This is a genomic window from Streptomyces sp. Edi2 (genome assembly GCF_040253635.1).
Taxonomy (GTDB): Bacteria; Actinomycetota; Actinomycetes; order Streptomycetales; family Streptomycetaceae; genus Streptomyces.
Map to the genome: position 1 here is coordinate 2,122,723 of NZ_JBEJGX010000003.1, position 25,065 is coordinate 2,147,787.

At 73.8% G+C, this 25,065-nt stretch carries 18 protein-coding genes; 6 read left to right on the top strand and 12 right to left on the bottom strand.

Annotated features, from left to right (window positions below):
- Positions 1–10 precede the first annotated feature (10 nt).
- Entirely contained in the window at positions 11–553 is a 543-nt protein-coding gene (locus ABR737_RS12835; RefSeq protein WP_350250310.1) for a DUF1697 domain-containing protein, read from the top strand.
- Positions 554–641: 88 nt separating this feature from the next.
- On the opposite strand, the gene ABR737_RS12840 is transcribed toward ABR737_RS12835, so the two are convergent.
- The 4 genes from ABR737_RS12840 to ABR737_RS12855 form a co-directional block, all read right to left on the bottom strand.
- The gene (locus ABR737_RS12840) at positions 642–1,103 is read right to left on the bottom strand and encodes a type II toxin-antitoxin system PemK/MazF family toxin (protein WP_350250312.1); all 462 of its coding nucleotides are present in this window, start codon (positions 1,101–1,103) and stop codon (positions 642–644) included.
- Between the two features lie 157 nt (positions 1,104–1,260).
- Entirely contained in the window at positions 1,261–1,899 is a 639-nt protein-coding gene (locus ABR737_RS12845) for a nucleoside/nucleotide kinase family protein (RefSeq protein WP_350250313.1), read from the bottom strand.
- A 51-nt stretch (positions 1,900–1,950) separates the two neighbouring features.
- On the bottom strand, positions 1,951–2,880 hold the full coding sequence (locus tag ABR737_RS12850) for an IclR family transcriptional regulator domain-containing protein (protein WP_350250314.1): 930 nt from the start codon (positions 2,878–2,880) through the stop codon (positions 1,951–1,953).
- 152 nt (positions 2,881–3,032) lie between these two features.
- Complete coding sequence (locus ABR737_RS12855; RefSeq protein WP_350250315.1) at positions 3,033–3,977, bottom strand: quinone oxidoreductase family protein; 945 nt, start codon at positions 3,975–3,977, stop codon at positions 3,033–3,035.
- A gap of 727 nt (positions 3,978–4,704) precedes the next feature.
- Here ABR737_RS12855 and ABR737_RS12860 point away from each other — a divergent pair.
- Positions 4,705–6,339, top strand: a complete 1,635-nt coding sequence (locus ABR737_RS12860; protein ID WP_350250316.1) for an FAD-dependent oxidoreductase — start codon at positions 4,705–4,707, stop codon at positions 6,337–6,339.
- Between the two features lie 76 nt (positions 6,340–6,415).
- On the opposite strand, the gene ABR737_RS12865 is transcribed toward ABR737_RS12860, so the two are convergent.
- The 3 genes from ABR737_RS12865 to ABR737_RS12875 are packed head-to-tail and all read right to left on the bottom strand — an operon-like array spanning position 6,416 to position 12,893.
- The gene (locus tag ABR737_RS12865; protein WP_350250317.1) at positions 6,416–8,359 is read right to left on the bottom strand and encodes a helicase-associated domain-containing protein; all 1,944 of its coding nucleotides are present in this window, start codon (positions 8,357–8,359) and stop codon (positions 6,416–6,418) included.
- Entirely contained in the window at positions 8,356–9,945 is a 1,590-nt protein-coding gene (locus ABR737_RS12870; RefSeq protein WP_350250318.1) for an SWIM zinc finger family protein, read from the bottom strand. The genes ABR737_RS12865 and ABR737_RS12870 overlap by 4 nt, the downstream gene beginning before the upstream one ends.
- Positions 9,942–12,893, bottom strand: a complete 2,952-nt coding sequence (locus ABR737_RS12875; protein ID WP_350250319.1) for an SCO1167/SCO6262 family helicase — start codon at positions 12,891–12,893, stop codon at positions 9,942–9,944. Before ABR737_RS12875 ends, ABR737_RS12870 begins: the two co-directional genes overlap by 4 nt.
- Before the next feature lie 642 nt (positions 12,894–13,535).
- On the opposite strand from ABR737_RS12875, the gene ABR737_RS12880 reads away from it, so the two are divergent.
- Positions 13,536–15,125: a UvrD-helicase domain-containing protein gene (locus tag ABR737_RS12880; RefSeq protein ID WP_350250320.1), complete on the top strand. Its 1,590-nt coding sequence runs from the start codon at positions 13,536–13,538 to the stop codon at positions 15,123–15,125.
- 46 nt (positions 15,126–15,171) lie between these two features.
- Positions 15,172–15,486 carry a DUF6343 family protein gene (locus ABR737_RS12885; RefSeq protein WP_350250321.1) on the top strand — a complete coding sequence of 105 codons (315 nt, stop codon included), beginning with the start codon at positions 15,172–15,174 and terminating at the stop codon, positions 15,484–15,486.
- A 208-nt stretch (positions 15,487–15,694) separates the two neighbouring features.
- Here ABR737_RS12885 and ABR737_RS12890 read toward each other — a convergent pair whose 3' ends face one another.
- From ABR737_RS12890 to rpsA, 5 genes are all read right to left on the bottom strand, one after another.
- Entirely contained in the window at positions 15,695–16,132 is a 438-nt protein-coding gene (locus tag ABR737_RS12890; protein ID WP_350250322.1) for a tetratricopeptide repeat protein, read from the bottom strand.
- A 299-nt stretch (positions 16,133–16,431) separates the two neighbouring features.
- Positions 16,432–16,809 (bottom strand): cupin domain-containing protein, encoded by a 378-nt coding sequence (locus tag ABR737_RS12895; RefSeq protein WP_350256767.1) that lies wholly within the window; start codon positions 16,807–16,809, stop codon positions 16,432–16,434.
- A gap of 122 nt (positions 16,810–16,931) precedes the next feature.
- Positions 16,932–17,522 (bottom strand): dephospho-CoA kinase, encoded by a 591-nt coding sequence (gene coaE, locus ABR737_RS12900; protein ID WP_350250323.1) that lies wholly within the window; start codon positions 17,520–17,522, stop codon positions 16,932–16,934.
- 251 nt (positions 17,523–17,773) lie between these two features.
- Positions 17,774–18,727 (bottom strand): PAC2 family protein, encoded by a 954-nt coding sequence (locus ABR737_RS12905; protein ID WP_350250324.1) that lies wholly within the window; start codon positions 18,725–18,727, stop codon positions 17,774–17,776.
- Positions 18,728–19,159: 432 nt separating this feature from the next.
- Positions 19,160–20,683, bottom strand: coding sequence for a 30S ribosomal protein S1 (rpsA, locus tag ABR737_RS12910; protein WP_350250325.1), 1,524 nt, complete (start codon positions 20,681–20,683; stop codon positions 19,160–19,162).
- A gap of 380 nt (positions 20,684–21,063) precedes the next feature.
- On the opposite strand from rpsA, the gene ABR737_RS12915 reads away from it, so the two are divergent.
- Both ABR737_RS12915 and ABR737_RS12920 read left to right on the top strand, forming a co-directional pair.
- Positions 21,064–21,888, top strand: a complete 825-nt coding sequence (locus tag ABR737_RS12915; RefSeq protein ID WP_350250326.1) for a class I SAM-dependent methyltransferase — start codon at positions 21,064–21,066, stop codon at positions 21,886–21,888.
- 217 nt (positions 21,889–22,105) lie between these two features.
- Positions 22,106–25,054, top strand: a complete 2,949-nt coding sequence (locus ABR737_RS12920) for an ATP-dependent RNA helicase (RefSeq protein ID WP_350250327.1) — start codon at positions 22,106–22,108, stop codon at positions 25,052–25,054.
- Positions 25,055–25,065 lie beyond the last annotated feature (11 nt).

The window sequence follows — 25,065 nt, forward strand, 5'->3', positions numbered from 1 at the left end:
AGGGCAGTCCATGTCCCGTCAGATCGCTCTGCTCCGCGGCATCAATGTCGGCGGCCACAACTCCTTCCCCAAGGCGAAGCAGCTGGAGCTGGCCGCATCCCTGGGCTTCCGCGAGGTCTCGGTGCTCCTGCAGACCGGCAATATCGTCTTCGCCGACCCCGGCACCCCACCGCAGGAGACGGCCCGGGTGATCCAGGACCGGATCGCCGCCGAACTCGGCCTGACGGTGCCGGTCGTCGTCCGGACCCGCGACGAGCTGGCCGCAGCCGTCGCGGCGAATCCGTTTCCCCGGGCCGTGGCGGATCCCAAGAGCCTGCATGTCACGTTCCTGTCGGCGGCGCCGGCCGACACCTCCCGGCTGGATGCGCTCGACGCGGCCGCGTTCGCGCCCGATCAGTACCGGCTGACCGGGCGCGAACTGTATCTGTGGTGCCCCGGCGGCATCGGCCGCTCCAAGCTCGCCGCGGTGGTGAGCCGCGCCCGGCTCGGGGTGACGGCGACGAACCGTAACTGGAACACCGTCACCAAGCTCCTGGCCCTGGCCGACGCCTGAGTCCCGGAACGCCGGAGTCCGGCGCCGCGGAGATTGGGCACACCGGGGCTTTGGCGCCCGGGAGCTCCGGCGCCCAGGAGTCGCTTCGTCAGCGCCAGCCGTAGCGCTCGCGCAGCCGGTTGACGACCAGGTTGAAGCGGCCCCGGTCCAGCGCGCAGGCCTCGCGCCGCATCCCGGCCGGGTGCACCCGCAGCACCCGGTCCACGGCCACCCATGAGTCGCGCCCCGCCCGGTCCCACGGGCCGGCCCCGAGAGGGACCCACTCCCAGTCGTTCTGGTGCCGCTTGCTGGACAGCTGCACGGCCAGCAGCGTTCCGCCGGTCTCGCGGGCGACGACCAGCACGGGGCGGTCCTTGCCCCGGCCGTCGTTCTCCTCGTAGGGCACCCAGGTCCACACTATTTCGCCGGGGTCCGGGTCGCCGTCGGGGTCGGGCGCATAGGTCATCGTCACCGTGCCTACGGACCGCGGACGGGCCTCCTCGGTCGCGGTGGGCCCCTGGCTGCCGGGCAGCGCGGCGGACTCGTCGGATGCATTGAATGAAGTGGTCACGGAGTCACGCTAACCGCCGTCGCCGGCGCGGTGATCAGCGGTCCGCGCCCAGCGGCCGGGGCTCGATTGTCAGTGGTCGGCCGTACGGTTTTTCCGACGGTTTTTCCACGGGGAGGGGGCGGCCTTGGGGGCCGAGGACGCAGGCCGGACCGGACGCTCAGAGCAGGCCGCTCCAGGCCGGCCGGCGGGGATCGTCGGCCCGTACGACCACGTCCGCCGCCTCCTCGGGCCGGGTCTCGGCCTCGTAGCGCGCAAACGCGGGCAGGGTCCAGCGCGCGTCCTGTGGAGTGCGGCGGGCGAGCGCGGCCGGTGACAGCTTCAGATGCACGGAGAGATCGAAGGGGAACCAATGGCCGAGCAGCAGAGGGCCGTGCAACAGCAGGACGCCGCCGGGCGGCAGCTCCACGTACGCGCTGCGCGTCGCCCGGTCCGCCGCGGGGTCCCACAGATCCGGCAGCACCCGCCCGCTGCCGCCCACGTCCAGCGGCTGGAACACCTCACGCCACAGGGCCTGCCGGTCGAACCACTCGTCGTGGTAGGCATCGGGATCCTCGCGGCCGTACTCCAGCCGCAGCGAGGCGGGGCGCAGAAAGCCGAAGGTGCCGGCCTTGTGCACCGCCCGCCCCCGGATCCGCAGCGCCTCGGCGAGCCGCCCGGCCAGCTCGCCCGGCGCGGCGGCGGGCGCCCCGTCGAGGGCCACCCGCAGCCAGGGGCTCCCGTCCTTCGCCGGCATCGTGGCGATGCGCTCGGCGAGCGCGTCGGTGAGCCGTTCCCAGGTGATCGCTTCGAGCCGCACCCCGCCATTGTGCCCGGCAGCCCGCCGCGGGATGCCGCGCGCCGCCGCGGCTCAGGCCTGGTCCGCGGACGGCCGGGCGGCTCCGTGGCGGCTCAGTTCGGCCGCCGCCTCCTTCGTCGCCTCGATGACGCCGTCGGGGGCCACCGGCATCACGGACTTGAGCTTGAGAAGCAGCACCGCTCCCATGATGGAGCCGTCCCACATGATCGGCGCCGCGCAGGAGTTCCAGCCGGCCATACACTCCTCGTACCCGAGGGCGTGCCCGAGGTCGCGCACCTCGGCCAGGGACTCCACCAGCGCCTCGTTGTCCCGGTAGACACCGGGTCCCGCCTGGTCGGGGACGGGCTCGGCCAGCACCCGCTGCTGCAGCACCTCCGGCAGGTAGGCGAGGATCGTCCGCCCGGAGGCACCGGTGCGCAGCGAACGCGTCACGGACAGCACATCGCGCGGCGTCATCCCCAGCTCCGCGAGGTCGGAGTCGCCAACGGCCATGTCGACGCACTGCCGTTGCGCGCCGGAGAAGGGCGCCACCATGTAGAGGAACGCCAGCCCGTCGTCGGTGGCCGTCCGCAGTTCACTCAGCACGGTCTGCGAGGCCGCACCGTCGAGGCGGTGGTCGAGCGCGGTGAAGGCCAGCTGGGCCGCCGAGGTGCGCAGCCGGTAGAGGCCGCGGTCCACCCGTTCGAAGATGCGCTGGTAAATGCCGGACTGCAGGATGCGGTAGACGACGGAGTCGTCCAGGCCGGTGAACTCCGCGATCTCCCCCGGGCCGTGGGCGGATCCGCCCAGCTCGGCGAAGGCCGTCTGGACGAGGAAGACCCGCTCGGCATGGCCGGATCCCGACGCCCGGGAGCCCGGGGACGAGGTGCCCTTGGCTGCCTGGCGCGCCTTCTTGGCGTGGCCCGCGGAACGCGGCGCCGTGCCGGTGGCGGGCGCGGCGGCCGAGGCCGGACCGCCCGTGGCTGCGGTGCTGTTGCCCATCGTGTGCTCTCTCCCCTGGCAGTGGTAGGCGCCCGAAGGCGTACGGCAGTGCGCTGTGGTCCGGTGCCCCCGCCGGCCGCTCCTCCCGGCGGCCGGTCCCGGGGCCCGCTCCCGCAGGCGTGGGGCCCGTCCGGCACCCCGGGTTGACGGAATTACCGGGCGACGTCGAGGGCCAGTTTTCCGGTCGGGGTGCGTGCGGCCAGATCGTGGTGCGCCCGGGCCGCCTCACCGAGTGGGTAGGCGGTGCCGGTCAGCGGCTTGAGGGTGCCGTCGGCGACCGCGTCGAACAGCGCCCGCATGGAGGTCGGCAGGGCCGTGCGGTCCGCGTAGAGCTGCGGCAGCCAGAAGCCGGAGACGGTGATGCTCCGCTCCATCAGCTCCCGGGTGGGCACGCTCGCCAGGTCGCCGCCGGCGTACCCGTAGACGGCGAGGCGGCCACGCGGCGCGACGGCGGCGAGGGTCCGCTCGAAGGTGACCCCGCCGGTCATCTCCAGCGCCGCCGCGACCGGTCCGCCGGCCGCGTCCAGGATGCGCTCGGTCAGGTCCTCGGCGGTCGAGTCGACCACTGCATGGGCGCCCAGTTCCGCGGCCAGTTTGCGCTTTTCCGGGGAGCCCGCGAGGCCGATGACCCTGGCTCCGGCGTGCGCGGCGAGCTGGACGGCCAGCGAACCGACGCCTCCCGCGGCGGCCGGTACGACGACGGTCTCGCCCTCGGTGAGGCGCAGCGAGGTGAACAGCAGATGCCAGGCGCTGTTGCCCTGCAGCGCCAGCGCAACGGCCTGTTCGTCGCTGATGGCGTCGGGGACGTCCCAGGTCACGCGGCGGTGCAGCAGGGTCCGCTCCGCGTATCCGCCGCCGCGGCACAGCCCGACGACGCGGCGTCCGCCGTCCACGGTCCCCACGACCTCGTTCCCGGGGACGTACGGCAGCTCGACGGGCGCGAGATAGGAGTCCCCGCGTACGTGCACATCCGCGTAGTTGATGCCGGCCAGGGACACCTCGACCAGCGAGTGGCCGGCGCGGGGCGCGGGCTCGGGAACGTCCTCGAGCCGCAGCACGTCCGGGCCGCCGAATTCTCGCATCACAATCGCGCGCACGACTCTCCCTCGGGTTCTCCAGTGCGGTGCCCGCACAGGGTAGGCAGGCAGGCCATCCGTCCGTCGGTACCCGATCATTTCCCGCCAACCCTGCGGGACTTCGCGTGCCGCCGTCCCTCCCCTCACGGGACATTCCGGCCCGCCTTTCTCACGTCGCGAGAAAGCGCCGCAGCGGTTTCCTCCCATTGCACCGTTTTGCTGCAGATCTACCCATCGGTATCTCCCGGGTGGCCACCACGCGTCCCTCTCTCGAACCCGGCTGTCGGATGTGATCGCCGCCGCCTACGATCCGGAAGAGTGTCCGCCGTTGACCGGATGTGACGGCTGCGCCCCCCGGGACAGAGCTCATTCCACGAGGCAGTTGTGCTCGCCCGCCCCACCCGGTGATACGGGCGGGTGGCGGAGGAGGACGTGGCGGTGCGCGGGGCGGCGCAGGCACGGCCTGAGGGGGAATCATGATGGGGAAATCGGGGGGCGGCAGGCCGGCGTTCGCGTCGGCCTGCCGGGACCCACAACGAGCGCAACCGCTTCCACCGGTACCTCTGCGCATGCTGCGGACCGCATCCGCGTCCCTGCCGTTCTCGTTGACGGCTTCGTTCACCGCCGTCAGCGACGCCGTCATCGCCGCCGCGCGCCGGCGTTCCCGACCGTATGCGGCACCGCCCTTTCTGGACGTGGCCCGCACCCGCCGGGGATCCGCGCTCCGCCGCCGAGAAAGGGACTGCCCATGAACGGATCGAGCACGACAGGCAGCAACGGGCTCCAGTTCCACCACCCCTACCTCGCCGTGGTACTCGGCGGCGGCTTCACGGGCATGCTCGCCGCCGCGGCGCTGTCCGGGCACGCCGACGTCATCGTCGTCGAGCGCGACCGGCTGCCACGGACCCCCGCCCTGCCCACGGACCTGCCGCGGGCCCGGCATGCCCATCTGCTGACGGCGGACGGCGCCCGGCTGATCGATGCCCTGCTGCCCGGCAGCGTCGCACGCTGGCTGGACGAGGGCGCCCGCAGGATGCCGAAGCCGGCGAAGTTCACGGACCGGCACCCGGCAGGCCGGTTAGGCCGACGGGCACGCGCTGAGCATCTGATCGCCTGCTCCCGCGATCTGCTCGACCGGGTCATCCGCCAACAGGTGCCGGCCCTCCCGGGGGTGAGCGTTCTCGACGGAACGGAAGCAGCCGGGCTCACCGGCACCGCGGAACACATCACCGGCGTGCGCGTGCGGGACACCACCACCGGCGCCACGTACCGTCTGGATGCCGACCTCGTCGTCGACGCCACCGGCCGGCACTCCACCTCCCGGGAGCGGCTGGCCGCGCTGGGGCTGCCCACCGCACGCGAGGACCTGGCGGACTGCGGCATCGTCTCGGCGACCCGTATTTTCCGTGCCCCCGACGGCATGGAGAACTGCCCGGTGCTCACCACCCGTTCGGCATTCAGCACCCCGGCTCCCGGCGCTGCCGCGCCGCGGCGCCCGGTTCCCGGCAGGACCGCGACACTGGTCCCCATCGAGGGCGGGCGCTGGCTGGTCACGCTCACCGGCACCGGGGACGACCGGCCCTCCGAACACGCGGCCCGGTTCGTGCCCTTCGCGCGGGGCACCGGTAACGGCGTCATCGGCGACCTCATCGCAGACGCCGAGCCGCTGAGCGAGGTGCGGCTGTCCCGCGACACCACCAGCCGGTGGCGGCGCTACGAACAACTGCCGTCCTGGCCCACGGGATTCATCGCGCTCGGCGGTGCCGTGGTCTCGCTCGCCCCCGACTGCGGTCAGGGCCTGGCCCTCGCCGCCCATGGGGCCGCCGTGCTGCGCGGGGCACTACGGCGGCACGGGCTCGACGAGCCGGCGCTGGCCCGGAAGGTGCAGCGGAGCCTGGGACGCCTGGCCCGGGCGCCGTGGTCCCTGGCCACCGGCACGGTGCTCCCTTCCGCCGCCGGCCGGTCCGCCGTCAGCCGCGCCTACCTCGATGCCGTCACGCCCTTCGCTCCGACAGCCCCGGTCCTGCGCCCCTCCGCCGTACTCGGCCTGCTGCGGAATGCGGCACGGGCCGGCCAGGCGGCAAGCGGTGCAGCGGGCGGACCGGCCTCACCGCAGGCGCTCCCGCCCCCGCTGCCTGCGACGGCCGGCCCCGCGCCGGCCGGCGCCCCGCTTCCCCCGGCAGCGGCAGGTGCCGCCTCCGCCCTCGCGGCGACGCCCGCGGCCGCGCTCTCCGCTGCGCCGCCCGCTCCGGGACAGCCCTCGGTGCCGCCCCGGCCCCACGGCTCACAGCCCGCCCCCAGACGCCTCCCGCGCCTCGGCTTCGGTCCGGCCGCCCTGCGCCGTATCGGCGGGGCCGGACGACGGAGACCGGCCGACGACTGAGGCCGCCCCTGCCCATCCGGCGCGCCGCCCGTTGCCGGGACGGCCCTCGGCGCCGCCCCGGCCAACGGGTCAGGTGTCACCCGGCCGTGGTGGCCTCCCCGGAGGGTGCCGGCAGCCCCAGGAGGCGGTGGGCGAGGGCGAGCGGTGCGTGGGAATTTCGGGGAGGAGCGGGGGCCTTGGCCCGGTGGGCGGGGAGGCGTTCGACGGTGGTGGTGCCGGTGTCGGATTCCAGGGCCGGCGCGTAGCCCGCGGCGCGCAGCGCGTCCAGGGTGGCGGCCGGCGGCCGGCTGCTCACCAGGACGGTCGGGGCGATGGCCCGCAGCCCGAGGTCACGCAGGGCACGGTGCGCGGCCAGCTCTTCGACCAGAGCCTCGTCGTCGGAGCGGATGCAGCAGGCGGCGGGCAGGACACGCATCCGACCGTGGGAGCGGGCGGCGTCCTGGACGAGGTAGCCGAGCGGTTGCGGCAGTGTGCCGGTCGCCGAGGCGCGGGTGAGGTCGTCGAGGAGGGTTTCGGCGCGGTGGCCGGCGTCGAGCGCACGGCGTACGGAGCGGGGGGTGAAGCGCCAGGTCACGGCGTGGCCTTCGGATTCCCGGTCGGCCGCGGCGGTGAGCAGTGCCTGGAGCGCGGCGGCGGGACGGCCGGGCACGACAGCGGTCAGGTCGGCCTGGAAGTGGGCCTGTTCGAGGAGCGGCGGGAGCAGATCGCCCAGCGGCTCGTCGAGGGAGCTCGGGTCGGCGAGCAGCGCCCGGCCGAGGGGGGTGAGGGTGCCGTGGGCGACCAGCCCCAGACAGGCGGCCTCGTGGAGGGTGTGGGCGGCGCGTTCCCCGGCCACCGGCTGGCGGGTGACGGCGAGGGGGCGGTGCCAGTCCGCGGCCCCGAGCAGGTCCTCCCACGGGGTGCGGGTTCCCGTCTCCTGCCGTGGGGGCTCCGTGAACGGCAGCGGCGGAAGTGGGGTGCCCCCGCCGGGAGGGAAGGCGGCCAGGGCGGCGAGGAGCGCGTGCCGGAGGGCGGGGGCGTGCCGGTCGTGGCCACGGACCAGTGCGGTCGGGGTCTCGCCGGCCGGGGTGTGGGTGGGGATGTCCCACAGTCCCGACCAGGCGGCCAGGAGCGGGGCGAGGCGCGCGCCGGGTGGGAGGCCGAGCCAGTCGTCGTAGGCGCCGGTGGGCAGTGCGGTGATGCCGGACGGGCTACGGGTCAGCGCGATCAGGTCGGCTGCCAGGGCGAGGTCGAGGAGGAGGCGGGTGTGCGGTTCGGTGGCGCCGGCCGCCTTGGCCAGCCGTTTGATCTCCCGTACGGCCAGCCCGCCCGACTTGCGCAGCGCGGCGGGCTGCGTCGCCAAGGCGGCCAGCAGACGGTCGGCAGTGGCGGCGAGGGTCGCCGCGGCGGCGCGGGATTCGTCGTGCGGCGAGGTCGGGGGGACGGGTGCGGCCGGCGCCCCGGGGGTGGCGGGGCCTTCCGGCGCGGGCTGCGGGGCGTGTGCGAGGAACGGGCCGAGGTCGTGGGCGGCCAGGAGCTGCGGGGCGCGCGGCGGCACGACGATCGTGCCGTCCTCGGTCCGCGCAGCGAGTCCGTCGTCGCAGAGGTGGCGCAAGGCGGATTCGGCGGCGGTGCGCGCAGGGCCGGGTGAGGCGGCCCCGAGGGCGGCGAGGACGTCCTCGGGCGGAACGGGTTCGGTGGCCAGATGCGCGAAGGACAGCTGGTGCGCCATCAGGGACTGGTAGTCGGCGCCCGGGGCCGGGGCGGCGGGGCCCGGGGCGTCACGCCCGGCCCGCTCCTGGCTGATGCGGGCGGTGGCGGCGAGCACCTGGAGCCGGGGGTGGTCGAGATGCAGCACCAGGTGGTGGAGGGTTTCGTAGGACCACAACGCCTGGGCCAGGCCGCGGAGTTCGGTGGGGGCGGGCCGGCGGGCGAGCGGTTCGGCGTGCCGGGTGAGGAGCGCGGCGAGCTGCTCGGGGGTGCGCCGGGCGAGGGATCGGGTGACAGCATCGAGACCTTCCACGGCGTCGAGGTTAGTCATCGCGCGAGCAGGGTGGTGAGGGCGCCCACGGGGTCGGGGTCCGCGGGGCCGGTGGGCCACCAGTCCTCGGTGTTGGGCTCGGATTCGTACGGATACCAGCGGTGGTCGTGACCGAAACGGAGCTGGATGCCGCGCTCCGCGTCGGTGAGGTGGTTGTGGCGCGGGCGCAGGGCGGGGAGGTCCGCGGCGAGGAGAGCGCTGCGGGCCCGGTCGAAGTCGCCGGCCGGCGGGTTCCAGGCGGCTTCGAGGAGGGCGAGGCCTTCGCGGCCGCCCTGCCGCCAGGCGGCGACCGAGCGGGCCACGTCCGTGGCCGTCCGGCCGGTTGCCGCGGCGAGGTCGCGATACAGGGCCCGGGTGGCGGACGTCAGGCCGGCAGTGGGGTGGGCGGTGGCCGCCAGGCGGACGGCGTCCTCCCATACGGGCAGCGCGGGGAAGGGGCTGGGGGCGGGCGGCTGTTCGTCGCCGGGGCGCCGTCCGTCGCCGGGGGCCCGCCCCTCCCCGGGCGGCCGTCCGTCGCCGGGGCGCCGCCCCTCCCCGGAGTGCCGCCCATTCGCGGGGGCCCGCCCGTCGCCGGGGCGCACGGATCCGGCGGCGGATACGCAGGCATGGGCACGGGCCGCGGCGTCGGCTGCCAGGAATTCGAGGGCGGCGGGGTCGAAGGGGAGGTGGTCGGCGTCCGGCAGGGCGGGCGGCTGGCCGGGGCGGGGCGGGGCCGGCAGCGGTGGCGGGAGCGGCGGGCGGGGGCGGTCGGCGAGCGCCGCCTTGGCGAGGACGCCGGGGAGCGCCTGCGGCCCGGCCGCTGTCGCGGACTCCCCGGGCCCCCCGGGGGCCGCGCCGGCGGCGGCCGGGGCGCCCGGTGCGGTGCCGGCGTGGTGGGTCCCGCTTCCGGGCGCGGGGCGGTGCGGGGGCGGCTCGGTGGTGGCGGGTGGGTAGCCGGCGGCGGGTGGGTGCGCACGGGCCTCGCGGGCGGTGAGGGCGGCGTTGCGGCGGGAGAGCGCGTCGAGGAGTTCGCGTTCCCCGCGGCCGCGCATCAGCAGGAGGACGAACGGGTCGGCGTCCAGGAGGCGGGCGACCTGGAAGCAGAGCGCGGCGGCGTGTTTGCAGGGCCTGCCGTGGTCGGGGCAGGAACACCGGGAAACGAGATCGCCCGGCCCCGGGAGGAGGCCCACCCCGTCCTCGGCCAGGGCTTGGGGCAGCTTCTTGGCCAGCAGGGCGGTGAGCTGTCCGGGCTCCGCGGCGATGGCGTCCAGGAGTCCGTCCCACTCCTGGTCGGTGAGGGTGGTGAGGCGGATCTCCGCGCTGTAGGGGCGGGGTCTGCTGCCGCGTACGGTGGCGACGAGGCGGCCCGGGGTGACGTTGATGGTGTCGACATGGCCGTCACGGGCGTAGGTCCGGCCGCGGGCCAGCCGGGCGCTGTCGAGGGCCGTGGTCTCCAGCGCCTCCAGCCAGGCGCTGCCCCACCAGGATTCGGCGAACAGCCCGCGGGCCCCGGTCCGGGCCGGCAGGGGCGGGAAGGTGCGCGAGCGGTCGGCGCGGGCCAGCCGGTCCGCGGCGGCGGCGCGCCCGGAGGCAGGGCGGGGAGTCATCCGGGCCTCCTGAGGGAGACGAGGTCGGCCAGTTCGGCATCGGACAGTTCGGTGAGCGCACTCTCGCCACCGGAGAGCACGGAGTCGGCGAGCGCCCTTTTGGCGCTCAGGAGTTGGGCGATGTTGTCCTCGACCGTGCCCTCGGCGATCAGCCGGTGGACCTGGACGGGCCGGGTCTGGCCGATGCGGTACGCCCGGTCGGTGGCCTGCTCCTCCACCGCCGGATTCCACCAGCGGTCGTAGTGGATCACGTGTCCCGCGCGGGTCAGGTTCAGGCCGGTGCCCGCCGCCTTCAGGGACAGCAGGAAGACCGGGGCATCGCCCGACTGGAAGCGGTCGACCATCTTCTCCCGTTCGGCGACGGGGGTGCCGCCGTGCAGGAGCTGCACCGGGATGCCCCGGTGGGTCAGGTGGTGTTCGAGCAGCCGCGCCATGCCGACGTACTGGGTGAAGACCAGGGTGGCGCCGCCCTCGGCGAGGATAGTGTCCAGGAGTTCGTCGAGGAGTTCGAGCTTCCCGGAGCGGGCGGCGAGACCGGGCGCGGCCTCCTTGAGGTACTGCGCGGGGTGGTTGCAGATCTGCTTGAGGGCGGTGAGCAGCTTCATGACCAGGCCGCGGCGGGCGATGCCCTCAGCGGTCTCGATCCGGGAAAGGGTCTCGCGGACGACGGCCCGGTACAGCGCGGCCTGTTCGCGCCCCAGCGCCACCGGGTGGTCCGTCTCGGTCTTGGGCGGCAGTTCGGGGACGATGCCCGGATCGGACTTCTTACGGCGCAGGATGAACGGGCGCACCAGCCTGGCCAGCCGCTCGGCCGCCCGCGCGTCCTCGCCGCCCTCGACCTCCCTGGCGTGCAGCGCACGGAACGTCTTGAGGGAGCCGAGGAGCCCGGGCGTCGTCCAGTCGAGGAGAGCCCACAGCTCGGAGAGGTTGTTCTCCACGGGCGTGCCGGTGAGGGCGATCCGGGCGGGAGCCTTGATGCTGCGCAGCGCCTTGGCCGTCGAGGAGCGCGGATTCTTCACGTGCTGGGCCTCGTCGGCAACGATCCAGGCCCATGGGTGTCCGGCCAGTTGGGGGGCGCTGCTGCGCATCGTCCCGTAGGTCGTCAGCACGAAGCCGCCCGTCAGGCCGTCGAGGCTGCGGCCGGCGCCGTGGAAGCGGCGTACGGGGATACCGGGGGCGAAGCGCTCGATCTCGCGCTGCCAGTTGCCGAGCAGGGAGGCCGGGCAGACGACGAGGACCGGTGCGCCGGGCCGGCGGTGCAGATGGAGCGCGATGACGGTGAGGGTCTTGCCCAGTCCCATGTCGTCGGCGAGGCAGCCGCCCAGACCGAGGGAGGTCATGGTGTCGAGCCAGGCCATGCCCCGTAGTTGGTAGTCGCGGAGGGTGGCTCGCAGTCCGGGCGGCTGGGGCAGGGGCCGTGTCTCGGCGGTGAGACGGCCGCGCAGCGCGGCGAGGGCGCCCTCGGGCACCACGTCGACCTCCTCGCCGTCCACCTCCGCGGTGCCGTTGAGCGTCGTGGCCAGGGCCTCGGCCGGGTCCAGGTAGCCCAGTTCGCGTTTGCGGGCCTTGCGGACCAGCCCGGGGTCGACCAGGACCCACTGGTCACGCAGCCGGACGACGGGGCGATGCGCCTCGGCGAGGGCGTCCATCTCGGCCTCGCTCAGCGGCACCCCGTCCATCGCCGCCTGCCAGCGGAACTGCAGGAGTTCACGGGTGTCGAAGAAGCCGAAGCCGTCCGCGGCGGAGCCCGGTGCCGGGCGCAGCACCGCCGTGGCGGTCAGGCCGCGGGCCAGTTCCCTGGGCCAGTGGACGGCCACTCCCGCGGCGCCCAGGCGAGGCGCGGCTTCCCCCAGGAGCGCGTACAACTCGTCCTCACTGAGCGCCAGTACGTCGGGAACGGGCTGCTCCAGGAGGCGGGTGAGCGGGGGCCAGACACGGGCGGCGCGCCGCAGGGCGAGCAAGGTGTCGACACGGGAGCGCGGCCCGAAAGAGGCAGACTCCTCGCCGTCCCACAGTCCGCGGGCGTCCGTCACCAGGGTGGGGTCGGTGAGGCTGTGGACCTGGAGGACGGCGGCCGCCGCACTGCGAACTTCGGCTCCGTCCTCCCCGTTACCCTCTCCCCGGTCGAAGAGCTTGTGCGCGGCGAGATCGAGGCGCAGGGAGAGGCGCACCCCGGCGTCGACGCCGGCCGCGACCTCGGCCGCCCAGTCCCGGGCGCCGGGCAGATGCTGGGGTGCGCTCGCGGCGAACGGGGCACCGGCGACCAGTCGGGCGGCGGGGGTACGCGGCAGCGCATCGGCGACCGCGTCCACGTAGAGCCGTACCAGGGCCGCCGGGTCGTGCACCTGGAGCGGGCGGCTGCCGGCGATCGGCACGGCGTGGGCCTCGGCGGGCATGGCGGCGGCGATGGCCCGGAGATGTGCGATGTCGTCGGGGTCCAGCGGACCGGCGCGCCAGGCGTCGGTGTCCTCAGCGGTCAGGCCGGGGAGGAGTCTGCCGCGGGCGGCGAGATGCAGCGCATGCAGGGTGGCCGCGCCCCAGCAGGCGGCGGCCGGGTGGGCGGCCGGGTCGTGCCGGGCACGGACCAGCAGGGGGACGGCCTCGGCCAGGGGAAGCAGCACGGCGGGGAAGGTGCGGCTGCGGGCGCCGTTTCCATGACGGCGGGCGATTGTCAGCTGCCCCGGCCCGGAGGTCCCGTCACTGCCCGGCGCGGCCTCGCCATCCTCCCCGGTGCCGACGTCCGGGAGGGGGCCGCCATCGGGCCGCCACAGCGCGATCCTTCCGGCGCGCGGCGGCCGCCCGGGCACGGCGGGCAGGAAGACCGCGGCGCAGCGCGCCGGCGCAGCGCCGGCTTCCCCGCCCTCCCCCAGGCTCCCGGGCCCGGGCCCGGCCGTGGGCGGGTCGTGCAACGGCCGGGCCTCCCCTGCCGCCGCCCACCGCCTGGTCATCCCATTCCTTACTGCTCGGTCGTTCACTGCACTGCTCGGTCGTCGGCGGCGCGGTCGGGCGCTGCTCGATGGCTCACGGCGCGGTCGTCCGCGACGCGGTCGTGCCCTGCACGATCGTTCACGGCGCGGTCGTGGCCTGCACGATCGTTCACCGCGTGGGCGTTCCACCCCGGCCGCGGCGCCCGCAGAACCTGCCGCGAGCGGCCCGATCCAGCGCCCCCGACCTGCGAGTCTACGGTCGCACGCACCACGTCTTCCGCTTCCCTCCCCAGCGTTCGCACCTCCCTCGGAGCGCCGGGCACCGAGGCCCCGGCCGCATGCCATGACCGCGCCGGCGCCTCTCGTCCGCGCACGCTGCTCACCGCACGTCGCAAGAGCCGATGCCGGTGCCCGTGCCGATGCCGATGCCGATCGAACGATGGCGGCCTGCCACGCTCGCCCCGCTCCGCTCCGCCACGGTCCCGGCTCTTCCTGATCGATGGAAGCAGACAGCACTGACAATGCGTCCCGACCAGGCCTTCGTCTGCAGGCCGGAGGTTATCCACAGGCTGCAGGAATCTCTCTCGCCCTCGGCTCGAAATCCGCTACGGTGGCGCCATCGTCACTCTCGGTAATCAATCCAGCGTCGATGAGGAACACAGCATGTACATCCCCACGCCCGAACAATCCGCCGCGGCAGAGGCCTTTCCGACCGGAGCGCATCTGGTGATCCAGGCCGACGCCGGAACCGGCAAGACGACCACCCTCGCCATGCTCGCCCGCACCGCGCGGCGACAGGGCCGATCAGGCCGGTACCTCGCCTTCAACAGAGCGGTCGCGCGCCATGCCGCGCGCACATTCCCCGCCGAAGTGTCCTGCGGAACCGCCCACTCCCTCGCCTACACCGCCGTGGGCAAGCGCTACCAGGCACGCATGAACGCCCCTCGGCGCGCAGGATGGCGCACGGGCGCCGCCCTGGGCATCGACGAGGACATGACCGTCCCCATCGGCGCACGCAAGGTGACCCACAAGGCGCTCTCCTACACGGTCCTGCGCACCGTCACCCGCTTCTGCCAGTCGGCCGACCGAGAGATCGCGCCCCATCACGTCCCGCCCCTGCGCGGAGCCGAATCCGCGCCGCTGCACGCACAACTCGCCGCTCTCGCCCTGCCCTACGCGCGCAAGGCCTGGGCCGACCTGCAGCATCCGGACCACGGCGTCGTCCGCTTCGAGCACGACCACTACCTCAAGATGTGGGCGCTGCGCGAGCCCGTCATCCCGGTGGACTTCCTGCTCCTGGACGAGGCACAGGACACCAGCCCCGTGGTCGAGCAGGTCTTCACGGCCCAGCGCGACCACGCACAACTGGTGCTGGTCGGAGACTCGGCCCAGGCCATCTACGGCTGGCGCGGCGCCCGCGACATCATGACCGGGTTCGACGGCCGGCAGCTCAGTCTCTCCCGGTCGTTCCGCTTCGGTCCCGCGCTTGCCGCCGAGGCCAATCGCTGGCTCACCATCGTCGGCGCCCCGATCCGGCTCACCGGATCGCCCTGCCGGGAGACGGAGTTACGCAGGGCTCCCGCGCCGGAGGCGATCCTGTGCCGGACAAATGTGGGAGCGATGGTGGAGGTGATACTGCAGCTGGCGGCGGACCGCCGGGTCGCCCTCGCCGGCGGCGGCCAAGCACTCGGCGCTCTCGCCCGCGCCGCATACGATCTCGAGGCCGGCCGCCGCACCGGCCACCCCGAGCTGATGCTCTTCGAGACCTGGGCCGAACTGCGCGAGTACGCCGAGTTCGACCCGGCCGGACGGGACCTGCTCCCCTTGGCGGAGCTCGTCGACGAGCACGGCACGGAGGCGCTGCTCCAGGCCCTGGACCAGCTCTCCCCCGAGGACTCCGCCGAGGTGACGGTGTCCACGGCGCACCGAGCCAAAGGCCGGGAGTGGGAAAGCGTGCGCGTCGCGGACGATTTCACGGGGCCCGACGACCTCGACGAGCCCGGCGAGGACGGGACCCCGCTGCCCGGCCCGGTCGACCTCGACGAGGCGCGCCTGGCCTACGTCGCCGTGACCCGTGCCCGCTCGCTCCTCGACATCGGCGGACTCTCCTGGATCAACAGCCACCCCGCCGGCGACCCGCTCCCCACCTCGTTCCCCGGCCCGCGCCCCACTGGAGGGAAACACGCAGAACAGCCGGTGGCGGGCGCGGAACGACCAGCGCACAACGGGGAAAGAGGTACCGGAGAAAGGTGACTGGGCGACCGATCGGGAGGATCCTAGAGGTGGGAGATGGGTGCCGATGCGTACGGGAAATGAGCCCCTTCAGGCACGCAGCCCGCTGAGAATCCGCTGCGGACTGGCGCTGTGGGGATTGCTGTGGGCGATCGCCGGAACCGTGGCCTTCGTCGATACCGGGCGACCGGAGTGGGCGGCGGCATGCGCGGCGCTGGCCCTGGTGGCGGCCGCGGACCTGGCCGTGGTGATCCGCCACATCCACCAGGGACCGCACTACCAGCCGGGAAAGGACATACCGCCGTACGCCCCCGACCGAGGGCGCAACGACGCGTTCGGCATACGGAAAGGACCCGGCAGGAGACGGGACAGCAGGCCGTAAGTACCGCGGCGCGGGGCGCGACGTCACGCATGCGGCGAAGGCGGAGCGCGCCGTAGCGGTCCGGGGGCACTATCACCTGCGGGTCGGTGCGGCGTATCGCCTCCGGCGACAGCCGAGGCGCCCGTAGGCATCGACGGCGGGGCGCCCGACCGGCCGCGATCGATGGGTGCGATCGGCGCGCACGCCGCAATCGGCGCGTACGGCGCGACTACTCCGGACCGGCGTCCGGGTGGCCGCGATCACTGTCGCCGCTGCCGCTGCCGTCACCCTTGTCGCTGCCCTGGCCCGGTGCGAAGCGGGCGGCTTCGATGAACTCCGGGCGCGGTTCGAGGGCCGCTGCCAGCCGGAAGTGGCGCAGCGCCTCCTCGGTACGGTCGGCACGTTCCAGGGTGCGGCCGAGCGCGAAGTGCGCGAAGGCGTTGTCCGGCTCGCGTTCCAGCACGATCTGGAACTCGAGTTCCGCGGGCCGCAGTTGAGCGGCGAGGAAGAAGGCACGGGCGCGTAGCAGTCGGGCCGCGGTGTTCTCGGGGTGCGCGGTGATGACCGAGTCCAGCAGCCGGATCGCCCCGCGCGGGTCGCGGGCCGCCAACAGCTGCTCCGCGGCGCGGAAGTCGATGACATGCGTCTCGGGGCTGCTCTCGGGCACGGCTGCTCCTCTCCGTCGCCGTCGGGACATGCATCGGCCACGGACCGTACGGCGTTACCTGCTGCACAACATTCCCCTCGGCCGCGGCATTCCCCGGCCGGCATCACTTCAACCGGGGCGCCCGGGACCGCCCCAGGGCAAGCACAGCCGACCGGGCCGGCGGAGGAGCACCGCCGACCGCTCGCCACCGGCCCGACGCTCGCAACCGATCCAACGCTCGCAACGGGCCCCTACCTCGCTACAGAGCCGCTTCCCTACAGGTCCGCTTCCTACAGGTCCGCTTCCTACAGGTCCGCTTCCTACAGGCTGATGTGATACGCCTTGCGCAACGTCTCGTGCACGGTCCAGCGCGTGCGGTCGCCCTCGCGCAGGACGCAGGCATCGCCGGGGCCCACCTCCAGCACCGAGCCGCCCTCGACCTCGATGGTGGCGCGCCCGCTGACGACCACGAACAGCTCATTGGCCTCGGTGTCCGTCACCACACCCGGCGTGATCTGCCAGATTCCGCGGATCTGCTGCCCGTCGGGGGACTCCCACAGCACCTTGCCCGTCACCACCGGCTCACCGGCGACGATCTGCGAGGGGTCCAGCGGGTCAGGTTCCAGATCGGCATCCGCGATGCCGGGGATGTTGACCACGAACGAGGCGGGCGCCGGGTCACCGGCAACGGACGGCACGGCGGACTCGGCAACCGGGCCGGCGCCGGAGCCCGGCTCCGTGGTGCGGGCGGGCCCGGTCGCGGAGTTCGTGGCGTCAAGATCGGAAGCAGAAGTCATGGCGGCGAGGGTACCCTCCGGCCTCAGGCGCTCCGCAGCCGCTCCCATACGGCGCGGACCTGGGGTTCCAGCGCGTCCAGCGGCCCGTCGTTGTCAATGACGAGATCCGCGACGGCCAGCCGCTGTTCGCGGGTGGCCTGGGCCCCCATCCGGGACGTGGCCTCGTCCTTGGCCATACCGCGCAGCCGCACCAAGCGGTCCAGCTGGGTCTGCGGCGCGGCGTCGACCACGACCACCAGGTCGTAGAGCGGTGCCAAGCCGTTCTCGGTCAGCAGCGGGACATCGTGCACCACCACCGCGTCCGGCCCGGCCGATGCTTCGAGTTCGGCCGACCGTGCCCCCACCAGCGGGTGCACGATCGCATTCAGCGCCTTCAGCTTCCCGGGGTCGGAGAACACGATCCGGCCCAGCTTCGGCCGGTCCAACGTGCCGTCCGGCGCGAGTACGTCGCTGCCGAACTCCGCGACCACTGCCGCCAGTCCGGGCGTTCCCGGCTCGACGACCTCGCGTGCGATCTTGTCCGCGTCCACCACCACCGCGCCGTACGACGCCAGCAAGCGCGAAACCTCACTCTTGCCCGCACCGATCCCGCCGGTCAGCCCCACCTTCACCATGGGCCCACGCTATACGCTGCGCCCGGACGGCAGGAGCGCAGGAGGCTGCTCCGGCCGCCTGCTCCCCCTCCGGCCTCCTCAAGGCCGACCTGGCCCGGCACGCTCACGCCCCGGCCTCCCTCAAGCCCGGCCCGGCCCGGCACGCTCACGCCCCGGCTTCCCTCAAGCCCGGCCCGGCACGCTCACGCCCCGGCCTCCCTCACGGCCTGCACCCACGTCCCCGCCCCACGCCCCTGCGGGTTCCGGCTCGCTCAGGCCCCGCCCGCACCGCCGTCGCCCTCGCGCTCCGCCAGGAAGCGCTCGAACTCCCTGCCGATCTCATCGGCCGACGGCAGTTCCACCGGCTCGGCCACCAAGTTCCCCCGGCTCTCCGCCCCGGCCACCGCGTCGTACTGATGCTCCAGCCCGCTGACCAGCGCGACCAGTTCCTCATCGCCCTCCGAGATCTGCCGCTCGATCTCCTCCTGCGTCCGCAGTGCCTCCGTACGCAGCGAATGCGCGGCGGCCGGCAACACCAGCCCGGTCGCGGCCATCACGGCCTCCAGCGCCGTCAGCGCGGCATCCGGATAGGCGGACCGGGCGATGTAGTGCGGTACGTGCGCCGCCACGCCCAGAACGTCGTGCCCCGCCTCCGCCAGCCGGAACTCGATCAGCGCCTCCGCGCTGCCGGGCACCTGCGCCTCGTCGAAGAAGCCGCCGTGCCCGGGCATCAGATCGGTGCGGTTGCCGTGCGGGGTGATGCCCACGGGGCGGGTGTGCGGCACGCCCATGGGGATGCCGTGGAAGTTCACCGAGAGGCGTACGCCGAGGCGTTCCACGATCTCCTTCACGGCGGCCGCGAAGCGCTCCCACTCGACGTCCGGTTCGGGTCCGGACAGCAGCAGGAACGGCGCGTCGGTGGTGTCCCGTACGAGCCGCAGCTCGATGCCCGGGGTCTCGTAGGCGGTCCAGCGGTTGCGCTCGAAGGTGAGCAGCGGGCGGCGGGCTCGGTAGTCGACGAGGCGGTCGTGGTCGAAGCGGGCGACGACCTGGTTCGGCAGGCCGTCCAGCAGCCGTTCGACGATCTGGTCGCCGGTCTCGCCGGCGTCGATGTACCCGTCGAAGTGGTACAGCAGCACCAGTCCGGCGGAGTCCCTGGAGGCAATCGCCTCCACCTCCGCGAGCCCGCTCGGCTCCCATTCGTACATACCCTGGGGATCCAACACAGTGACTGCTCCTCCTCGTTCTCCTCAGCGGCAACGCACGATCCCGCGCGGGCATTCCCGATTCCCGGTGACGCGGAAGACCTCCCGCCTCGCACATGCCCCGGCGCAGGCCCGGCCAACGGCCTGAACCAGCCCCTCCCGCCGGCAACCCCGGCCCGCCACGCGCCTCACACACCTTCAGCAACCGCAACTCGCCCTGAGACCTCAATCGCCGCAGAGGCAGCCGGTTCGCTTCCACGCCAACTACACCCCGGCCTACAACCCCGCCCCGGCCCGCGCTCCCGGCCGAAGCGTCACCACCGCCCCGGCCGCCCACACACCCGCTGCCTACGCGCCTGCTGCGCCTTCCGCGCCTGTCCCGGACACGACGAAGGCCCGCTCCCCACCGGGGAACGGGCCTTCGTCTATCGGCTAGTGCCTATCGGCAAGAGCTCAGCTCTGGCCGCCGGCCAGCTTCTCGCGGAGCGCGGCAAGGGCCTCGTCCGACGCCAGGGCGCCGGAGTTGTCCGCCGACTCCGAGGAGTAGGAGCCGCCGCCGCCACCGGCGTTGCCGCCGCCGGCCTGGCCGCCACTCTGCGCCGCCGGCGCCGCAGCGCCCTCGGCCGCAGCCTGCTCGTCGGCCTCGCGGGACTTGATGACCTGAGCCTGGTGCTGCTCGAAGCGCGTCTGCGCCTCGGCGTACTGGTTCTCCCACACCTCGCGCTGGCTCTCGAAGCCCTCGAGCCAGTCGTTGGTCTCGGGGTCGAAGCCCTCGGGGTAGATGTAGTTGCCCTGGTCGTCGTAGGACGCGGCCATGCCGTACAGGGTCGGGTCGAACTCGACCGTCGACGGGTCGGCACCGAAGGCCTCGTTGGCCTGCTTCAGCGACAGCGAGATCCGGCGACGCTCGAGGTCGATGTCGATGACCTTGACGAAGATCTCGTCGTTGACCTGGACAACCTGCTCCGGGATCTCGACGTGGCGCTCGGCCAGCTCGGAGATGTGGACCAGGCCCTCGATGCCCTCGTCGACGCGCACGAACGCACCGAACGGAACGAGCTTGGTGACCTTACCCGGGACGACCTGACCGATCTGGTGGGTCCGGGCGAACTGCTGCCACGGGTCTTCCTGGGTCGCCTTGAGCGACAGGGACACGCGCTCGCGGTCCATGTCGACGTCCAGGACCTCGACCGTGACCTCCTGGCCGACCTCGACGACCTCGGACGGGTGGTCGATGTGCTTCCAGGACAGCTCGGAGACGTGGACGAGACCGTCGACGCCGCCCAGGTCCACGAAGGCACCGAAGTTGACGATGGAGGAGACGACGCCGGAGCGCACCTGACCCTTCTGGAGGGTGGTGAGGAAGGTCTGGCGGACCTCGCTCTGGGTCTGCTCCAGCCAGGCACGGCGGGACAGGACCACGTTGTTGCGGTTCTTGTCCAGCTCGATGATCTTGGCCTCGAGCTCCTTGCCCACGTAGGGCTGGAGGTCGCGGACGCGGCGCATCTCGACCAGGGAGGCCGGGAGGAAGCCACGGAGGCCGATGTCGAGGATGAGACCACCCTTGACGACCTCGATGACGGTACCGGTGACGATCCCGTCCTCTTCCTTGATCTTCTCGATGGTGCCCCAGGCGCGCTCGTACTGGGCACGCTTCTTCGAGAGGATCAGGCGGCCTTCCTTGTCCTCCTTCTGGAGGACCAGGGCCTCGATCTCGTCGCCGACGGCAACGACCTCGTTGGGGTCGACATCGTGCTTGATCGAGAGCTCGCGGCTCGGGATCACACCTTCGGTCTTGTAACCGATGTCGAGCAGGACCTCGTCCCGGTCGACCTTCACGATGACGCCGTCGACGATGTCGCCGTCGTTGAAGTACTTGATCGTCTCGTCGATCGCGGCGAGGAAGGCTTCCTCGTTACCGATGTCGTTGACCGCAACCTGCGGGGTGGTGGCGGTGGTCTCGGTGCTGCTCGTCATGTGGGTAAAGGCTCCGGTGCGGACATTGAAGTCGTAGGTACTGCTACGCCGAGAGCCCGTATCGCCTCTGCATAAGCCGGACAGTGTCCAAGACGCATTCACCGGAAGCCCGCGGATGCCTGAGCATCCGGAGCGACCCGAAGATCGCCTCAAAACCGAGGGGACATACATACAGATGCGAGCGCGGCCTGCTCCGTCTGAGGCGCGCAAGCCCGCAGCGCAACTTGTAGCATACGGGGGCAGCCGGACCCGGTCAATGCGCGAACGCGCACACCGGGGGCAGAACGCCCCATAACCGGCACACACGATGTTCCGCGAGGTCGAACGGCCTCACAGTCCCTGCAGCAACAAGCAGAGCGAACTTTACGACGACGGGCGCGATGAACCAAGACCACGAGCCGGAGGCGACTCGCCGTGACGCCTCGGACACCGAAAGCAGCCGGGCCAACCGGGGCTGGTGGGACAGCAACGCGGACGAGTACCAGAGCGAGCACGGTGCCTTCCTCGGGGACGACCGGTTCATCTGGGGCCCCGAGGGGCTGGACGAGGCGGACGCCGCGCTGCTCGGGCCGGCGGCCGAACTGAAGGGGCGCCGGGTCCTGGAGATCGGAGCCGGTGCGGCGCAGTGTTCCCGCTGGCTGGCGGCGCAGGGCGCGCTCCCGGTGGCGCTCGACATCTCGCACCGGCAGCTGCAGCACGCCCTGCGGATCGCCGGCGGACCGGGCGAGGACGCCCTCGGTCTGGTCGAGGCGGATGCCGGGGCGCTGCCGTTCCGCGACGGCGGTTTCGACCTCGCCTGTTCCGCGTACGGCGCGCTGCCGTTCGTCGCCGATCCGGTGCGGGTGCTGCGCGAGGTGCGCCGGGTTCTGCGGCCGGGCGGCCGGTTCGTCTTCTCCGTCTCGCACCCGATCCGCTGGGCCTTCCCCGACGAGCCGGGGCCCGAGGGCCTGTCGGTGGGGGCCTCCTACTTCGACCGCACGCCGTACGTCGAGCAGGACGAGTCCGGCCGGGCCTTGTACGTCGAGCACCACCGGACGCTGGGCGACCGGGTACGGGACGTGGTGGCGGCCGGATTCCGGCTGGAGGATCTCGTCGAGCCGGAATGGCCCGAATGGAACACCCAGGAGTGGGGCGGATGGTCCCCGCTGCGCGGGCATCTGATCCCCGGGACGGCGATCTTCGTGTGCTCGGCGGCGGGTTCTTAGCGGAGCGGTGCCGACCGGTTTTACTGAGCCGGTGGCGCCCGGCTTACAGAGCCGGTCGTGCCGGCCGGGCGGACCGGTGGTGCGGTGCGGCGTGGCGGGGCGGACCGGCAGGACCGGCGCGGACCAGGCGGACGGCAGGGCCGGCACGGACGCTCGGGTAGGCGCTGCCCCCGGGGCAGCCGACCGCCGGGCCCGGACGGGGCGGCAGACTGGGGGCGTGATCCGTCGTGACGCCCTTGACCAGCTGCCCGTGCGTACCGCGCTGCCCGCGCTGCGCGCTGCCCTCGAAGGGCCCGGTGCCGCGGTGCTGTGCGCGCCGCCGGGCACCGGCAAGACGACGCTGGTGCCGCTGGAGCTGGCGGGCCTGACCGGCGAGGGGCCGGAGCGGCGGGTGCTGGTCGCCGAGCCGCGGCGGATCGCGGCCCGTGCGGCCGCGCGGCGGATGGCCTGGCTGCTGGGCGAGAAGACCGGTGACCGGGTCGGGTTCACGGTGCGCGGGGAGCGCCGGGCGGGGCCCCGTACCACCGTGGAGGTGGTGACGACCGGCGTGCTGCTGCAGCGGCTGCAGCGCGATCCGGAGCTGGCGGGCGTCGATGTGGTGGTCCTCGACGAGTGTCATGAGCGGCATCTCGACGCCGATACCTCCGCGGCGTTCCTCCTGGACGTGCGGGAGACCTTGCGGCCCGAGCTGCGGCTGGTGGCGGCGTCGGCCACTACGGATGCCGGGGGCTGGGCGCGGCTGCTGGGCGGCTCGGAGGGCCCGGCGCCGGTGGTCGAGGCGGCAGGTGTGTCGCATCCGGTGGGGGCCGTGTGGGCGCCGCCGGAGCGGCCGGTGCGGCCGGCCCACGGGATGCGCGTCGATCCGGCGCTGCTGGCGCATGTGGCGGCGGTGGTGCGGCGGGCGTTGCGCGAGCAGACGGGTGATGTGCTGTGTTTCCTCCCCGGTGTCGGGGAGATCGGGCGGGTCGCCGGGGAACTGGCCGGGGTGGACGCCGAGGTGCTGCAGGTGCACGGGCGGGCCCCGGCCGAGGTGCAGGACGCCGTACTGGTGGGCGGGGGCGGCCTGCGCAGGGTGGTGCTGGCGACCTCGGTGGCGGAGTCCAGCCTGACCGTGCCGGGCGTGCGGGTGGTGGTGGACAGCGGGCTGGCGCGGGTGCCGCGGACGGATCATGCGCGGGGGCTCAGTGCACTCACGACCGTGCGGGCTTCGCGGGCCGCGGGGCGGCAGCGCGCCGGCCGGGCGGGGCGTGAGGCGCCGGGGGTGGTGTACCGCTGCTGGTCGGAGGGTGAGGACGGGCGGCTGCCGGCGTTCCCCGATCCGGAGATCAAGGTCGCCGATCTGACCGCGTTCGCCCTGCAGGCGGCCTGCTGGGGCGATCCGACGGCCGGTGGTCTCGCCCTGCTCGACGCGCCGCCGGCTGGTGCGCTGGCCGCGGCGCGGGAGGTGCTGACGGCGATCGGCGCGGTGGACGGGACCGGCCGGGCAACGGCGCGGGGCGTACGGATGGCGCGGCTCGGGCTGCACCCCCGGCTGGCGCGCGCCCTGCTGGACGGCGCACCGGAGGTCGGCGTGCGCCGCGCCGCGGAGGTGGTCGCCCTGCTGAGCGAGGAACCGCCGCGGGCGTACGGGGACGATCTGGCGGCCGCGTGGCGCACCGCGCGGCGGGGCGGCGATGCGTACGCGGCGCGGTGGCGGCAGGAGGCGCGGCGTCTGGCATCGGCGGCCGGCGAGCCGCGGGCCGGGTCAGGCGCGGACGCGCACACGGGGCCCGGGTCGGACTCGGACGCCCACACGGGATCCGGGTCGGACTCGGATACCCACGCGGGATCCGGGTCGGACTCGGATACCCACGCGGGATTCGAGGCGGGCGCGAACGTCGGGTCGGGTGGCGGTACCGATGGCGGGTCCCCCGCGGGCGGGAGCGGCCGGGGCCGGGGCGGGACCGGCCGGGGCGAGCGCTCAGGTTCCGCACGAGGCCGGGGCACCGCCCAGGGCGGGGAAGACCGGGCCGGCACAGACGACAGGCCAGGCTCGAACGACAGGCCAGGCTCGAACGGCCGGGCGGCTGCAGCCGCCGGCAGCCGTCGTGCGGGAGCCGGGAGCGGCGTGGCAGCGGTCACCGACGACGCGGTCGCCGGCCTCCTTGCCGCGTTGGCCTTCCCGGAGCGGGTGGCACGCGCCCGCGGGGGCGGGAGTTACCTCATGGCGTCGGGGACCGGGGCCGAGTTGGCGGGGGCAGGGGCGGGTCCGGGGGCGCAGGCCGGACGAGGGCACCGCGCGGGGCCTTCGGACGGCGGCGGGTCGCGGCTGCGGGATGCGGGGTGGCTGGCGGTTGCGGTGGCGGACCGGCCGGTGACGGCGGTGTCGGCGCGGGTGCGGCTCGCAGCGGTGATCGATGAGGAGACGGCGTGTGCCGCGGCGCGGGCGCTCTACTCCTCGGGTGAGGAGGTGCGCTGGGCGGACGGTGACGTGGTGGCCAGGAGCGTGACCCGGCTGGGGGCGATCGAGCTGGCGTCCCGGCCGCTGACCGCGCCCGACCCCGGTCTGCTGCGGGAGGCGGTGGTCTCGGGCCTGCGGCGGGAGGGGTTCGGTCTGCTGCGGTGGCCGCCCGGGGCGGCGTCGCTGCGGCAGCGGCTGGCGTTTCTGCACCGGGAGCTGGGCGCGCCGTGGCCCGATGTGTCGGACGCGGCGCTGCTGGAGCGCGTCGAGGAGTGGCTGGGGGTGGAGCTCGGCCGGGCGCGGCGGCGGGCCGACCTGGCTCGGGTCGATGCGGGGCAGGCGCTGGCCCGGCTGCTGCCCTGGGCGACCGGCGACGCGGCACGCTTCGACGAGCTGGCACCGGAGCGCATCGAGGTGCCGAGTGGTTCGCGGGTGCGGGTGGATTACGAGGGTGAGCAGCCCGTACTGGCCGTCAAACTCCAGGAGTTGTTCGGCCTGCAGGAGTCGCCACGGGTGGCCGGCGGGCGGGTTCCCGTGCTGGTACATCTGCTGTCCCCCGCGGGGCGTCCGGCTGCCGTCACGGCGGATCTCGCCTCGTTCTGGCGGGACGGATACCGGTCCGTACGCGCGGAGTTGCGCGGGCGTTACCCCAAGCATCCCTGGCCGGAGGACCCTTCGGCGGCCCAGCCGACCCGGCACACCTCGGCGCGGCTCAAGCGGGGCTGAGCGCGGGGCCG

What these genes read in the sequence shown, in the direction of transcription:
- ABR737_RS12865 (WP_350250317.1), bottom strand. Translation starts at nt 8,359, where the DNA reads ATGACTAACCTCGACGCCGTGGAAGGTCTCGATGCTGTCACCCGATCC.
- ABR737_RS12880 (WP_350250320.1), top strand. Translation starts at nt 13,536, where the DNA reads ATGTACATCCCCACGCCCGAACAATCCGCCGCGGCAGAGGCCTTTCCG.
- ABR737_RS12860 (WP_350250316.1), top strand. Translation starts at nt 4,705, where the DNA reads ATGAACGGATCGAGCACGACAGGCAGCAACGGGCTCCAGTTCCACCAC.
- ABR737_RS12875 (WP_350250319.1), bottom strand. Translation starts at nt 12,893, where the DNA reads ATGACCAGGCGGTGGGCGGCGGCAGGGGAGGCCCGGCCGTTGCACGAC.
- ABR737_RS12835 (WP_350250310.1), top strand. Translation starts at nt 11, where the DNA reads ATGTCCCGTCAGATCGCTCTGCTCCGCGGCATCAATGTCGGCGGCCAC.
- coaE (WP_350250323.1), bottom strand. Translation starts at nt 17,522, where the DNA reads ATGGTGAAGGTGGGGCTGACCGGCGGGATCGGTGCGGGCAAGAGTGAG.
- ABR737_RS12915 (WP_350250326.1), top strand. Translation starts at nt 21,064, where the DNA reads ATGAACCAAGACCACGAGCCGGAGGCGACTCGCCGTGACGCCTCGGAC.
- ABR737_RS12885 (WP_350250321.1), top strand. Translation starts at nt 15,172, where the DNA reads ATGCGTACGGGAAATGAGCCCCTTCAGGCACGCAGCCCGCTGAGAATC.
- ABR737_RS12850 (WP_350250314.1), bottom strand. Translation starts at nt 2,880, where the DNA reads ATGGGCAACAGCACCGCAGCCACGGGCGGTCCGGCCTCGGCCGCCGCG.
- rpsA (WP_350250325.1), bottom strand. Translation starts at nt 20,683, where the DNA reads ATGACGAGCAGCACCGAGACCACCGCCACCACCCCGCAGGTTGCGGTC.
- ABR737_RS12870 (WP_350250318.1), bottom strand. Translation starts at nt 9,945, where the DNA reads ATGACTCCCCGCCCTGCCTCCGGGCGCGCCGCCGCCGCGGACCGGCTG.